Source organism: Halorubrum sp. GN12_10-3_MGM (assembly GCF_005435235.1).
In the GTDB taxonomy this organism is placed as follows: Archaea; Halobacteriota; Halobacteria; order Halobacteriales; family Haloferacaceae; genus Halorubrum; species Halorubrum ezzemoulense.
The window spans coordinates 51,693-65,051 of the sequence record NZ_SGUB01000009.1; the positions used below are offsets into that span (position 1 = coordinate 51,693).

General features: G+C 66.5%; 17 protein-coding genes. 4 read left to right on the forward strand and 13 right to left on the reverse strand.

What is annotated here, in order from left to right; all coding sequences use genetic code 11:
* Window positions 1–91 precede the first annotated feature (91 nt).
* Window positions 92–556 (forward strand): DUF302 domain-containing protein, encoded by a 465-nt coding sequence (locus EXE47_RS08670; protein ID WP_137692211.1) that lies wholly within the window; start codon window positions 92–94, stop codon window positions 554–556.
* A gap of 27 nt (window positions 557–583) precedes the next feature.
* On the opposite strand, the gene EXE47_RS08675 is transcribed toward EXE47_RS08670, so the two are convergent.
* The 7 genes from EXE47_RS08675 to EXE47_RS08705 all read right to left on the reverse strand — a co-directional run bounded on the left by EXE47_RS08675 (window position 584) and on the right by EXE47_RS08705 (window position 5,482).
* A complete protein-coding gene (locus EXE47_RS08675; protein ID WP_089308263.1) occupies window positions 584–940 on the reverse strand; it encodes a DsrE family protein in 357 nt (118 codons plus the stop codon).
* Between the two features lie 101 nt (window positions 941–1,041).
* Entirely contained in the window at window positions 1,042–1,569 is a 528-nt protein-coding gene (locus EXE47_RS08680) for a hypothetical protein (RefSeq protein ID WP_137708143.1), read from the reverse strand.
* An 81-nt stretch (window positions 1,570–1,650) separates the two neighbouring features.
* Window positions 1,651–3,117, reverse strand: a complete 1,467-nt coding sequence (locus EXE47_RS08685; RefSeq protein WP_137708144.1) for a dihydrolipoyl dehydrogenase — start codon at window positions 3,115–3,117, stop codon at window positions 1,651–1,653.
* An 87-nt stretch (window positions 3,118–3,204) separates the two neighbouring features.
* Window positions 3,205–4,116 (reverse strand): sulfite exporter TauE/SafE family protein, encoded by a 912-nt coding sequence (locus EXE47_RS08690; RefSeq protein ID WP_137708145.1) that lies wholly within the window; start codon window positions 4,114–4,116, stop codon window positions 3,205–3,207.
* A gap of 3 nt (window positions 4,117–4,119) precedes the next feature.
* Complete coding sequence (locus EXE47_RS08695) at window positions 4,120–4,401, reverse strand: hypothetical protein (protein ID WP_089308267.1); 282 nt, start codon at window positions 4,399–4,401, stop codon at window positions 4,120–4,122.
* Window positions 4,402–4,404: 3 nt separating this feature from the next.
* The gene (locus EXE47_RS08700; RefSeq protein WP_241997563.1) at window positions 4,405–4,836 is read right to left on the reverse strand and encodes a hypothetical protein; all 432 of its coding nucleotides are present in this window, start codon (window positions 4,834–4,836) and stop codon (window positions 4,405–4,407) included.
* Window positions 4,837–4,966: 130 nt separating this feature from the next.
* Window positions 4,967–5,482 (reverse strand): redoxin domain-containing protein, encoded by a 516-nt coding sequence (locus tag EXE47_RS08705; protein ID WP_137703785.1) that lies wholly within the window; start codon window positions 5,480–5,482, stop codon window positions 4,967–4,969.
* A gap of 179 nt (window positions 5,483–5,661) precedes the next feature.
* Here EXE47_RS08705 and EXE47_RS08710 point away from each other — a divergent pair, with 179 nt between their 5' ends.
* Entirely contained in the window at window positions 5,662–6,447 is a 786-nt protein-coding gene (locus EXE47_RS08710; protein ID WP_137708146.1) for a TSUP family transporter, read from the forward strand.
* A 33-nt stretch (window positions 6,448–6,480) separates the two neighbouring features.
* Here EXE47_RS08710 and EXE47_RS08715 read toward each other — a convergent pair whose 3' ends face one another.
* Both EXE47_RS08715 and EXE47_RS08720 read right to left on the reverse strand, forming a co-directional pair.
* Window positions 6,481–6,711 (reverse strand): hypothetical protein, encoded by a 231-nt coding sequence (locus EXE47_RS08715; protein ID WP_137703783.1) that lies wholly within the window; start codon window positions 6,709–6,711, stop codon window positions 6,481–6,483.
* Window positions 6,708–7,496 (reverse strand): DUF547 domain-containing protein, encoded by a 789-nt coding sequence (locus EXE47_RS08720; RefSeq protein ID WP_137708147.1) that lies wholly within the window; start codon window positions 7,494–7,496, stop codon window positions 6,708–6,710. The genes EXE47_RS08715 and EXE47_RS08720 overlap by 4 nt, the downstream gene beginning before the upstream one ends.
* Before the next feature lie 99 nt (window positions 7,497–7,595).
* Between EXE47_RS08720 and EXE47_RS08725 the strand changes: the two genes are divergently transcribed.
* Window positions 7,596–8,120 carry a peroxiredoxin gene (locus EXE47_RS08725; RefSeq protein ID WP_137708148.1) on the forward strand — a complete coding sequence of 175 codons (525 nt, stop codon included), beginning with the start codon at window positions 7,596–7,598 and terminating at the stop codon, window positions 8,118–8,120.
* A gap of 1 nt (window position 8,121) precedes the next feature.
* Window positions 8,122–9,084, forward strand: a complete 963-nt coding sequence (locus EXE47_RS08730; protein ID WP_241997564.1) for a prenyltransferase — start codon at window positions 8,122–8,124, stop codon at window positions 9,082–9,084.
* A gap of 57 nt (window positions 9,085–9,141) precedes the next feature.
* On the opposite strand, the gene EXE47_RS08735 is transcribed toward EXE47_RS08730, so the two are convergent.
* The 4 genes from EXE47_RS08735 to EXE47_RS08750 form a co-directional block, all read right to left on the reverse strand.
* Window positions 9,142–9,744, reverse strand: coding sequence for a hypothetical protein (locus tag EXE47_RS08735; RefSeq protein WP_137708149.1), 603 nt, complete (start codon window positions 9,742–9,744; stop codon window positions 9,142–9,144).
* Complete coding sequence (locus EXE47_RS08740; protein ID WP_137708150.1) at window positions 9,741–10,880, reverse strand: DUF3179 domain-containing protein; 1,140 nt, start codon at window positions 10,878–10,880, stop codon at window positions 9,741–9,743. Before EXE47_RS08740 ends, EXE47_RS08735 begins: the two co-directional genes overlap by 4 nt.
* 112 nt (window positions 10,881–10,992) lie before the next feature.
* The gene (locus EXE47_RS08745) at window positions 10,993–12,531 is read right to left on the reverse strand and encodes a histidine kinase (protein WP_137708151.1); all 1,539 of its coding nucleotides are present in this window, start codon (window positions 12,529–12,531) and stop codon (window positions 10,993–10,995) included.
* A 153-nt stretch (window positions 12,532–12,684) separates the two neighbouring features.
* The gene (locus tag EXE47_RS08750) at window positions 12,685–13,308 is read right to left on the reverse strand and encodes a cysteine hydrolase family protein (RefSeq protein ID WP_089308272.1); all 624 of its coding nucleotides are present in this window, start codon (window positions 13,306–13,308) and stop codon (window positions 12,685–12,687) included.
* Window positions 13,309–13,359: the final 51 nt, after the last annotated feature.

Genomic DNA, 13,359 nt, shown 5'->3' on the forward strand with positions numbered 1-13,359 from the left:
CCCGACCGGCAACGGGCACGGCGCGTAAGAGGTAACGGCAGTTGTCGAGGGTGCGATTCGATATTTATATTCGGGCGTGAGAGAACCTCGCATGAGCGACGCGTCATCCCGATCACCGACACCGACGGCTGATGAGGCTCTTCATACGACTCTCGATATGCCGTTCGAGGACGCCGTCCCCTTCGTCCAGATCGAACACGAACTGGCTGATTTTGAAACGGTACGCGTCACTCGCCTCGATCAGATGATCGCGGGTATGCTCGGACACGACGACGTTGAACGAACCGCTCTAATTGTGGTCTGTCACCCAGAAATCGCACATGACGCCCTCCAGATCGATCCAACCCTGGCCGGCATGTTACCGTGTACGACGACCGTCTACGAGCGCGCTGCGGACGACCGCGTCCATGTCCATCACGTCTCAGCGACAAAGGCGATCCGGGACTTAGGTTGCGCGCCAGCCGACTCTGACGAGGCTGTAGAGGACTTGGTCGCGAAGACAGGCGAGCTGATGGCTGTCGTCTGGGCGAACATCGAAGAACACGGTCAAAAATAATAGGCACCGCCGAGCTGGTCGCCCGGATTAGAACGTGATGATCTCGTAGTCGTCGTCGACGAGCGAGCGGATGCTCGGGTGGCCATCGTACTCGTCGAGCGTGACGAGCCCGGAGTCGGCGACGGCGTCCTCAACGCCGAACGCACCGGAACAGAAGTCACAGACCGCCGCGTCGTCGCGGACTGCCTGGTAGAGCTCGTGGTAGTCGCTCTCCTCGTCTTCGAGCTCCGGGATCCACTGGGTCCCGGCGCCGTCGAAGATCAGTTCCAGCTCGTCGTCGTCGTTCTCGGCGAACTCCTTCGCCGCTTCGAGCGCGTTCGCGAGGCGACCGTAGTCCGAGTGCGATTCGTTGCCGGCGAGAATCACGATTGCTGCTTTTGCCATCGTGTTCGCTTATAAAACGCATACGTACAAAACCCGTCCGCGGATGTGTGTCCGGGACACCATCTCGGCACGTGATAGCGTGTCAGGCCCGTGGGAGCGCGTTACGAGAAGTTCCCGGCGTCGAACGACCGTGGCTCGGGTCCCTGGTCAATGAACCGAACCGACCCGTCGTCGATGGCAACGAGGGCCGCCACCCCGCCGTACCCGTGCGTCTGGTCGTGACCGCGGACGACGACCTGGATGATGTCGTCGGGAATTGCGACCGTCGCTGACCGCGTGAACGGCTGCTCGGAGTGAGCGTGGAGCAGCTCCCGGCGACCGAGCCGAGTCCCGTCGAGTCGCTCGACCTGCCACCAGTTCGCGTAGCCCTCCTCGCCGTCGTCGTCGTGGTGGAGCGTCACGTCGAACGCGTAGCCGCCGTCCGTCGCCTCGAACGCGACGTCAACGACGTTCGCCTCTCGGAGGTCGAGGTCGTCAGCAGCGGGCGGTTCCGATTCGGTTCCGTTGGCGTCGGTGTCAGCTTCGGTACCGGTGTTGCTCTCAGCGCAGCCGGCCAGCGCTACCAGTGTGCCGCCGCTCGCGAGGCCGGCCAACAGTCGACGCCGAGAGAAATGACCGAGGTCATCCATAGTTGGTGGTTGGTGGGAAGCGTCAAAACCACTCGCCCGACCCAGAAGTCGCCGTGTTTGGCCGCAGATCCGCTCTGACGGCTATCCGTGGTGATGATGTCCGTGCTCGTGACCGCCGCCGCGAGAGAACTGACCCGAGAAGGCCCGGTCGACAACCTCGGAGAGCGCTGGATGGATGTGGACCGCGTCGCGGATGTCCGCAACTGTTCCGGAGCCGGCGGTCATCGCGACGACGACCTCCTCGATCAGGTTCGACGCCTCGGGGCCGATGATGTGACAGCCTTCGATGTTGCCGTCGAGGTCGATGAGGACCTTCACGAAGCCGTCGGCGTGCATCGCGCTGCCGCGGGCCGTCTCCTCGTACGCGTACGTGTTCGTGGCGTACTCGACGTCGGCCTCGCGGAGGTCTTGCTCACGTGCCCCGACGCCGGCGACCTCGGGCGAGGCGAACACCGCGAACGGCATCGCCGAGTAGTCGACGGGTTCCGGCTCGTCACCCAGCAGGTTCCGGACGACGGCCTTCGCCTCGTGGTTCGCGCTGTGTTTCAGCAGGTACTCGCCGACCACGTCGCCGAGCGCCCACACCTCCTCGGCGTCGGTGCGCAGGTATTCGTCCGTCTCGACGAAGCCGTCCGCGTCCGTCTCGACGCCCGTCGCGTCGAGGTTCAGTGAGTCGGTGTTCGGGCGGCGGCCCGCGGCGACCAGCAGTTCGTCGCCGGTAACGGTCACCGACTCGGCCTCGTCGGGCGCGCCGACCGTCCCGTCGCCTGCGCGGACCGAGTTCGCCTCGGGGTACGGGCGCGCCTCGACCGTCACCTCGCCGTCAGCCTCCTCGGCGGCGACGGCCTCGTACCCCGTGTACACATTGAACCGGTCGGCGTAGCGGTCGGTGAACGCCTCGCCGACCTCCACGTCGGCCTCCGGCAGGAGGTGTTCGCGCCGGCCGACGATCGTCACGTCGGTGCCGAACGTCCCGAAGAAGTGGCCGAGCTCGGCCGCGATGTACCCCCCGCCGACGATCACGAGGCGGTCCGGCGCTGTCTCCAACTGGAGCGCCTCCGTGCTCGTGAGGTAGTCGACGCCGTCGATCCCGTCGATCGGCGGGACCGAGGGGCGGGTGCCGGTGGCGACGAGGACGGTGTCGGCCCGCAGTGTGGCGCCCGCGTCGTCGCCCTCAACGATCTCGACCGTGCGGTCATCGACGAACCGTCCGGTTCCCGAGAACAGGTCGTGGCTGTTCGAGGACTCCAGCCCGCGACGGATCGACTCCGAGCTTCCCGCGACGTCGTCGTTGACCTTCCGGACGATCTCCGCGAAGTCGATATCGGTCACCTCCGCCTTGATCTCGAACGCATCGGCGCCCTCGATCGTCTCCAGCACCTCTGCGTGATAGAGGAGCTGTTTCGAGGGGATACAGCCGCGGTTGAGACAGGTCCCGCCGAGCCGGCCCTCCTCGACGACCGCGACCGAGTTCCCTCGACCGGCCATCGCGTTCGCTACGTCCAATCCTGATCCAGACCCGATAACGAGGAAATCAAACTCTTGCATGGATTGATCGACGGGACCTACGGTCATCAACCCCGGTCCGTTGTGGCGTGAGTTGTACACGACCGCCCAGAACCGGTGTGCGAGCGTTTAGACGCCGAACGTTGTCACGAGAACGATTCCGCCGACGATCCCGAAGACGACGCCGAGCCCGCGCTCCATCAGCCCGCTCGGAACGTGTTTGCCGACGCGGGCACCTATTGTTCCACCGACGATCACGCCCGGGATCGACCAGACCACCACGTACCACACGGGTGTCGCCGCCAGCGCGTGGACGGCGGCCCCGGCGACCGCGGCGATCGCGAGCACGAACACCGACGTGGCGACCGCAACTCGCGGTGGCATTCGACACCGCGCCACCAGTTGGGTCGTCACAATCTCGGGAAGGCCGGCGCTGATCAACCCCGTGATCGCCCCGCCGAGTGCCGCGAGCGCGACGCCCGGCGGGCGCCAGCAGGTCGGGTAGACGAACCGCTCGCCGTCGGTAGCGTTGACAACGGTGGTACCGCACTCCGCGTTCTTCTTTTCGAGGAACTCGCCCTCGCGCTCGCCGGGTTCGGTCTCTTCCGGAGAGTCGGAGTACAACAGGAATCCGCCGAGCACGAACAGCCCGACGCCGAACCCGCCGCGCAACAGCGTGTCTGGGACGTAATGTGCTGCGAACGATCCGATCACGATCGCCGGCAGCGCGCCGACCAACAGCCACTTCGCGGTCGCGTAGTCGACGACGCCCTGTTTGACGTACGACCGGAGCCCGTTGCCCATCCCGAACACTTCAGTCATCAGGCCCGCGCCGACCGCCTGCGCGGGGCCGAGCCCGACGGCCAGCAGGAAGAACGGGCTGAAAAAGAGCGCGCCCGAGACGCCGGCCGCGATGGCGATCATCGAGAACAACACTGACGCGGGGAACACCCACCAGTGATCGAGGACTCGATCGACCGACACCGCCGAGAGTAGCGGCAGCGGGTCGACCCCCGTCGCTAGTACGAGTGCGCCTGACATCGCTTACTCCGGATGGTGAGCGCCGTGTCCAACCCACAGCAACAGCAGGTGGGTCGAGATCGCGAGCGGGAGCCAGCCGACCGGCAGCGCCGCCGCGACGGGATCGACGGCCCCGATGACGTACGCCGTCGGGAACGCAATCGCCGTCCAGAATGCGACGCGTCGAACGGTCGCCTCTATCCCGCGACTGACCGCCGATCCGGCCGCCGCGGTACAGCTGTGTACCGGGCGGTCGTCGCGCAGGCATCCCGGGCCACGACCGTCCGCGTTCGTGTTCGTGCCCACGCCTTACACCGGGAGCAGCGCGATTCCCGCGCCCAGTACGACGCCGTAGACGACGTGGAAGAAGCCGAACGCAGCCATCGTCTTCGGGTCGGGTTCCATTGCGAGGACGATTCGCATCCAGAACATCATTCCGCCGACCATCAGGACAAGCCCGAAGGCGAGCCCCCACAGGACGCTCCCGACGAGGGCCCCGGCGCCGACAGCGAGCCCGAGTGCGGTCGCACCGACTGCGAAGGCAACCCCCGCACCGACCCCGTACAGCATGTGGAGCAGCATGCCCTGTTTCATGTACGCCTCGGGCCCCCCGTCGCCGACGTACTTCGCCCAGAGGGCGGCAGTCGGCGGCGGCGAGTCGTCTCCCATCGTCATCATGAACATCGTCATGACGACGGTCGCGATCAGTCCAGCGATCAGTCCGGTGAGTATGCTTACCATGATGTGTAATACGCGCCGGCGAGCCGACGCAGGTTACCTCTAGTAACCTAGATGCGAGACTATTGGATAAAGACGCGCGAACGGACGGGTAACCGAGTTACTGGTCGGTAATGGCTGTCAGCAGTTGCGCTCACAGGTACGACTTCCCGTCCGGCAGTTCGCACTCGTCACCGTGACACCGCGCGGCGTGTTCGACGGCTTCAAGATCCGGTTCGTCGTCAGTCTCCTCGCTCCGCCACGCGTACTGGACGGTGCGGTCCGGATCGACCACGAAGACCGCCGAACGCGCGACCCCGCGGTGGTCATCGATCTCTTCGGCGCGCACGCCGTACGCCCCGGCGACACGGCCGTCGCTGTCTGAGAGCAGCGGGAAGTCGATACGATGCTGTTCGGCGAACGCGCGGTGACTGTAGACGCTGTCGGTCGAAATACCGAGGACGACAGTATTCTCCAACAGCGACAGTGCCTCGCTGTCCCGCAGCGTACACATTTGGCTGGTACACACCGGGTGGAAGTCGAACGGGTAGAACACCACCACGACAGCCCACCCGTTATCGGCGTACTCGGCGAGGCCGTGCGTGTCGATCCGTCCGCCGCCCGCACCCGGGAGTTCGAATGTCGGCGCCGTCTGTCCGGTTTGGAGCATATTTGAATAACGACGGCCGACGGGTATGAGCCTCGGCCGGTCGTGCGGGGTGATCGCACACACCACATTACGCGTCCGACCACCCGAGAGCCGCCGTCAGCATACGGCCGACCTCGCGGCCGTGTCTCGGCGCCACACAGTCAGCGGTCATTTATGAATAACCGCGTCATCTCAGGCGTATGACCCTCGCGCTTTCCGTCGAACTGGTGGCGACGATCGCCGTCGTCGTCGGGGTCGCGGGCGCCGTCAACGGGGTCGCAGGGTTCGGATTCGCCGTCGTTGGGACCATGGTACTCGCCGCGACACTCGATCCCGCGACCGCCGTCACGTTCATGATCATTCCGATGTTCGCTGTCAATCTCGCGCTCGTCGGCGATCTCACCCGCGAGGAGCTCCGCACGTGTGGAACCCGATTCGCGCCGCTGCTCGTCGCCGCGCTGGTCGGCACTCTCCTCGGGATGGCACTCCTCGACCGGCTCCCGGAAGCCCCGCTCCGGATCCTACTCGGGTTCGTCTCGCTCGGCTTCGTCGCGACGAATCAGCACGCCATCCCGTTACCGTCCCTCCCTGTCGTGAGCGAGCGGGAGTTCGCCGATACGCCGCTCGTCATGGCTGTCGTCGGCGTCGTCTCAGGCGTCCTGTTCGGCGCGACAAATGTCGGAGTCCAGCTCGTCGCGTTCGTTCGGAGCTTCGACCTCTCCCACGGGCTGTTCGTCGGCGTCGTCGCGCTCGTATTCGTCGGCATCAACGGTCTGCGAGTCGGCGCTGCCGGGGCGCTCGGACTGTACCCGGACCCCGGTCTCGTCCTCGCATCGGTCGCCGCCGCGGTCCCCGCCGTCGCGGGTGTCGCGGTCGGGAAACGTCTCCGCGAGCGCGTGAGCGAGCGCCTCCGTCGCGGGGTCGTTCTGGGGCTGTTGACGGTCATCGGCGTCCGACTGATCCTCGGCGGCGTTGGAGTCGTCTGATCGCCGGCGACGATACCGCCCCTTCCGCCGTCGTCACCGATTGAGCTGCCACCGGATCGCCACGGCCGCGACGAACACGGTCGCGAACGTGACGCCGCCCGAGATCAGCGCGCCGCGAGCGCTCGACGCGCCCGTAGTGACGACGGTGGCAGAGGCGCCGCCGCCGGCGAGGACCGCACCGCCCGCTATCCCGCCGACCCCGATACAACAGAGACTCAACAGTCCGACGACCGACAGCGATCCTAGGAGGCCGTCGTCGCTCATCGCCTCTCCCTCTCGGTCCGGAACGCATCGAGCGCGAGTGACCAGTCGTACTCGCGGTAGCGTATCCGGGGGGTCGCGTCCGGGTCGATCACGCTGTGCTCGCGGAGGAGCGTGCGGATACCCGATCGCCCGCCGAAGTCGCCGCGGTACCACAGGAGGAGGCGCGGCACGCGAGCGGTCCCGTCCTCGACGACCGTCTCGCTTCGCAGGTACGAGGCGGCGGCGCGGTCGAGCTGGTCGTCCACATCGGCGGCGTCGTAGGCCGCGACCGCGGGACAGGAGGCGGCGCCGCAGTTGAGCGCGAAGTGAACGCGCGCGTCGGGATCAGCGACGCGGTGGCGCCGGACGAACGCCGGGGGGAAGGGATTCGGGACGTATCCCAGCCCGTACTTCCACTGTGAGCCGCGGAGAATCCCGTGTTCTATCTGATCGAGACTCAGATCGGCTCCGGCGACGGTGACGACCGACTCGCCGAAGAACTGCCGGCGGTCCTCGAACCGCTGCGGGTCCGCGAGCAGCGCGGCTCCCGTCGCGGCGTTGTAGACGTTGAGCCAGAACGCGAGCCGCTCGTCGGGACCAAGCGCGTCCAGTTCGTCGGGCGAGGCGTCAGCGAGTCGCTCTCGGGAGGTGTCGAGTGCGTGCCCGCGTCCTTCGGAGGCTCGGACCGCGCGGAGGAATCGCCGCGAGTCCGCGACGAGCGAAAGACCCTCGGTAGACGTAGAGTCGGGATCGTCCGCGGGTTCCCGGTCGGGGTCCGGTACGGACGTCGACTCGGGTGTTGGCATGATAGAAGATTACTCGACGCGTGAGAATAGCTGACGGGGTCTGGCACCTCGCGCGCCAAACCGACCCGGCGTTATCCCGCGGCTCCGCGTATCGGTGGCATGAGCGATACGACTCCGTCGCCGACACCGGACGCAGTACCGGATTTTGAGCTGCCGAACGCCGGCGCCGGTCCGGATCCGTTCTCTCTTTCCGGCGCCGCGGCCGATGCCGACATGGACGCCCTAGTGCTGCTGTTCCAGCGGGACTACCACTGCGGGAACTGCCGGAAACAGGTCCAAGCGATCGCCGACAGGTACGACGAGTTCGAGGCGCTGAACGCCGCCGTCGTCTCGATCCTCCCGGAACCCGTCGAGCGAGCCAGCGAGTGGCAGGAGTCGTACGACCTCCCGTTCGCGCTGCTCGCCGACCCGAGCACCGATGTGAGCGACGCGTACGACCAGCCGGTGCGGTTCGGCGTCCTCGGTTCGCTCCACGACCTGGTCGGCCGGATGCCGGTCGCGATGGTCCTCGACACCCGCTCCGGCGAGCCCGCGGTCGCGTACAGCTACGAGGGACGGATGCCCGCGGACCGCCCGGAAATCGACGACCTGCTCGACGTGATCCGGACGCTGCGTGGCGAGTGAGGTGAGTGAGACCGGACCGCGCAGCGGAGGGACGGACGGCGAGTTGGAGCGCCGCGTCGTCCTCGTCGCGCTGTGGCGGATGTCTCGCCCGGCGCAGCTCGCGCTGATTACGCTCGTGTACGCGCTCGGTGTCGCGATGGCGTTCGGTCGAGGCGCGGAGGCGGATGCGGGAGCAGTCGCGGTCGGGCTGGCGGCGCTGCTGCCGACCGCCGCGAGCGTTCACTACGCGAACGAGTACGCGGACGCCGAAACGGACGCGCTCACCGACCGGACACCCTTCTCGGGCGGCAGCGGCGCGCTGGCCGAGAGCGGGCTTCCCCGGTCCCTCGCGCTGCGCGCCGCGGTCGCGTCGGGAGCCGTCGGAGTCGCGCTGCTGGTCGCCGGCGCGGCGCCGGTCGGCGGTCGGGTGCTGGGAGCGGTCCCGGCGGCGGTCCTCGTCGGGATACTACTCGCCGGCTGGCAGTACTCAGTACGGCCGCTCCGACTTGCGTGGAAGGGGCTCGGTGAAGTGACGAACGCAGTGCTCGGCGGGGTCGCGCTGCCGCTGTACGGGTTCGCGGTCGTCACCGGCGGCGTCACCGTTGCCGCCGCGCTCGCGACCCTTCCCTTCGCGCTGGTGGTGTTCGTGAACCTCTTGGAGACGCAGTGGCCCGACCGCCGCGCGGACGCAGCCGTCGGGAAACGAACGCTCGCGACGCGGTGGTCGGCCGATCGACTCCGGCTGGCCTACGGCCTCGGAAGTCTCGCCGCCGCGGGGTCCGCCGTCGCGCTCGCGTTTTTTGATGCCGTGTTCCCGCGAGTCGTCATGCTCGGGACTGTACTGCCGATGGTCGGGCTCGTTCCCGGATACTACCGATTCACGAGACGCGAAGAGCCGCTCCCAGCCGTGGTGACGATGGTGCTCGTCGCCGCGGGATCGACCATCGGGTGGGGTCTCGCCGCCACAGGAGCAGTTACCGGATAGCGCTCGTGGCGACGGAGACGGAGTGAATCGCTCGCTCGTCCCGGCTCCGATCGGTGATCAAGATTCGATCGGCCGTCCCGGATCGATCTTCATTGCAACGTATGCGAGGCTGGCGAGGAGCAGCGCAACCCCGATCGGTAATAGCCAGACGAACGCCGTCAGGACGACGGCCGTCGCTTGGACGCCGAGCGCGAGCAGCACGACCGGGCCGCAACAGACCGTCCCGGAGAGGAGGGCGGGAACGGACGCGAGCAGGCCTGACCCGGCTCCGATCCCGCATGCTTTGGGCCGTCGAACCGCCAGATACGTCATCCCGAGGTTGATACCGACGAGGCCAGCGACGACGCCGCCGATCACGACGTTGATCGGCGAGAGAAGCAGCCGGACGACGCCGGTGTCGACCGTGGCGATCGCGCCGAACGACGCTGGGCCGGTTCGGGCGAACAGGCGACCGAGCGGGTCGTCGATCACGAGTACGCCGGGGGCGACCTCTGTGCGAAGGAACAGATCGCCCGTCGCCCAGAGATACGCTAGTAAGTAGCCAACTGTCACGGCGGCGACGACCGCCGCACTATCGCGGCGACCGATGGCCAGTCGCACCGCTCCGTCGATGTTTCCGAGGACATCGTAAAACGTCTCACGTGTGCTGCGAGCGCTCATCGGTGAAGATCGGTCATCGGGTAGTAGCCGTACCAAGCGAACCACATGGCGTCGAAGACGATCTCCCGCTCGAACGGCAACGAGTCGGGAGCGTGAACGGTGCCGTCGACGACGACGTCTCTGTCCATCCATGAGAGCGTCGCGGTTTCGAGGTCGGCACTATCGGTCCCGTCGCTCTCGGTGCCATCTCTGGACCGGTACACGTACCCGGTGTCGAGCGATTCGTCGTAGACGGCCGCGTGACGGACGCCACCGAGATCGAAATCGAGGATCCGCTCTTCGCGGAGCGTCTCTTTGCGAACGGCGACGGCGCCGTTCGCCGACCGCATCCCGATCACGACGGTTTTCGGGGCGAGCCGGTTGTCCTCCGTAAGCGGTGGAAACAGGAAGGAGTCGCCGGCGTAGTACCCGCTTCGGGGGTTGTACCGGCCGTACGGATCGCTGCCGTAGTTCCGGGCGAATCCGGTGTCGTCGGTGAGCACGACTGTCTCGGGATGAGCCGAGCGCCACCGTTCCCACGTCGTCCAGACGACCCGGAACTCCTGTAGGTGCTCTCCGGGGTCGTCACCAGTAATCCGCGTCGCGAGCATTTGCGGCCACCAGGTCTCCGTCGCCCGGTCGAACATGACGAGGTTCGCGTTGATCAGCTGTCCCGAGACCCCGAACGTCGTCTCGCCACGGTGGAAACCCTGTGCGGTGCCGGTAAGCGGACAGTAGGTCACGGAGACTGGCGTCCCGGCGATAACGTCGTTGACGATCTCGTGCCACACGAGGACCGACTGCGGGTACGCTTTCGCCTCGCCGCCGAGGACGACGCCAAACACCGGATCGCCGTCGTCGAGCAACGCCGGCGGGTCTGTCGCCTCGGCGAACTGCGGGTCCTCAATCGCGGGAATGCCGTCGGGCGGCGGCCCGCCGGACCGGCTCGCCGCTTCGAGCTCTTCGGCCGTGTACGCCGCCGGGAGCGACCGCTCGACCGTCGGCGGCCCCTCGGCTGTCGACCCGGTCGATCCGTCAGAGCCGTCGTCAATCGACCCGGATTCGGTGCCGGCGTCGGAGAGTCCGAGACATCCCGAAACCGACGAGATTCCGACCCCGAGGGCGCCGAGGAGGGTTCGCCTGTCAATCTGTACCATACAATAGGTTGGCGTCAACGGATGTTAACAGCGTTCAGATCGTGCGTCGAGAGCGCACAGGCGGTTCGACCGAACCGAGAAAGTGCTCGACCGTCGAGTGGTGATCACCCCGTCATCGACCGATGGCTGCTAACACTTGGTCCCGGATCGTCTGCCGGTCTGGAAGCGGCGACAGCGTCGTCGAGAGCGCGCCGACGAGTCCGCCCCAGAGGAGGTGACCGACAAGCGAGGCCGGGCCGAGATTCGGGAGCGGCGTCGCGACTCCCACGGCGTTCAACCAGAGGCTCATGACTACTCCCGCCATGACGAACCACAGGAAGAGCCCGTACGCGACCCCCGCGGCGACGCTGGCCCCGACGGATTCACCGAGCAGCCTGCCGAATATCTCCGAGCGAACCACGGTGAACACGGTCGCGAACACGGCGCTGTGGAACAGGTGCGCGACCCACCCCACCGACGAGACGGACGCCCCGTACAGCGCGCCGATCACCGGCAGTGTTCCAGTCGTCACCTGAAAGAACACCCCCATCGCGACGCCGGCCGCTAGCCCGATACCGAGCGTCCGCCATAGCGTTCCGCTCGCGAGTCCCGGCGTGTCGTCGTCCGCGCCAGTTTGGCCGGTCCGCGGGAGCCGCACCCGGAGGGTAGTCGCCTCGTCGGTGTCGTCGACCCTGACATCCCCGCCGTATCTCGCGACGAGAATCCGGACGACCGGGACGCCGTAGTCCACGTCGTTCCGCTCCTGTTCGGGGATCCCCTCGACGAGCACGTCGCGTTCGCGAGCGCTAAGCCACACTCCGGGGGCCGTGACGGACAGCTCGACGTACCGGTCCCCGACGTCGACCGCGAGGGGATCGGCGCCGGTGTCTGCCCAGTCAGGGAGTGCGACGAGTTCGTCGAGCAGCCGGTCAACGTATCGGTCCGCTCTGATCGTCACCGACGGGACCGCCACCGCCGACGCGTCTCGATCGGTGCGCTCCGCATGTCTCCGGATCGCCTCGTCGAGCCGTACTGGTCCGAGCGCGCTACCGCCGTCGACCGTGCCGACGGTGAGAAACCGTGTCTCGTCTACTGCCCGTTCGATCCGTGCGATCGCGTCGGTGATCGCCGTCTTGCTCCGGTCGGTGGTCTCCCCGCGCTCCTCGAACAGAATCTCCGAGTGACCCCGGAGGATCGTGACGGAGTTCCGGACCTCATGCCTGAGGATCCGATTGAGGAGCCGCGCCTGTTCGATCTGCCGGTCCACGGTGGCCTGCCGTCGGTCCGTCTCCGCGCCGCGGATCCCGATGAGCAGTCCCGTGCCGCCGCCGACGATCCCGACGGCGGCAGCTGTGGCGGTGGCGTCTCCCGACGACGACGCAATCAGTAACGGACCGAGCACGAGTCCGACCGCAGCGGCGCCGCCGAGGAACCAGATGAGGACAGTCCGGGTGTATGTCCGGTCACGGGTGCTGACTGCGAGGTTGATCCCGTACAGGACGACGCCGAATCCGACCGCTAACACCAGTACCGCGCTCATCTCCATCACGGACCCCCGCTCTGTCACCAACAGGTCGGCGACCGTCCCCCGCGTCAGCACGAACGCGACGACCGCTATCACGACGCCCTCGGATTTAAATGCGAGACGGTCGCTCGGAGACGGCCGGTCCATACGTTCGATTACTGTCCGTTTGTAAAGAGTTGTACTGGTTGTGTGACTCGACCGCGCTACCTCGTCAGGAGTTGATTCGATCAGATGTCTATTAACCACAGACGATTCGCGTGTGAAAAGACCGCGTAGCCGAGTTCTCTTACAGCGCTGCCCCTACTCTGCCGCTGCCAGCCGCTCGACGACGTCGTCGGTCTCGGCGGTCTCGTGGGCGATGAACCCGTAGTTCGTGAGCGCCGCCTGAAGCGCCTCCTCGCCGGCGGCTGCCGTGGCGTCGGTCACGGTCAGCACTTCGAACCCGTTCTCGACGGCGTCGCGCAGGTGTGACTCCACGCAGAGATTCGCACTCATCCCTGCGAGCACGATCGTGTCGATACCGCGCTGCCGGAGCTGGATCTGCGCGTCGTTGCTCCAGAACCCGGACAGCTGCTTGTGTGGCGAGAGGACGAAGGTATTGTCGTCCGGTTCGAGATCCGGGACGAAGTCGGCGCCGTCGCCCGCAATGTCAAACATCCGCGTGTCGAACATGATCTGATCGATGGTGTTCAGGTGTTCCCAGCTCTCGTACTCGGCGTCCTCGTACTCGTGCGGGGAGTAGAAGACGGGCACGTCGCCTTCACGAGCGGCGTCGCGAAGCCGGCGGAGCTTGTCGACGACGGCGTTCTCCTCGACGGTCTCGCCCACTTTGTCCCAGACCACGCTTTCTGGCTTCAGGAAGTCTATCTGCGGGTCGGTGATAAGTACGGCCGTGCTGTCGGCATCAATTTCGAGTTCGCTCATGGTTACCTACAGTAACTTAGTATGGATGGGTAATGGAAAAGCTCGCGCGAA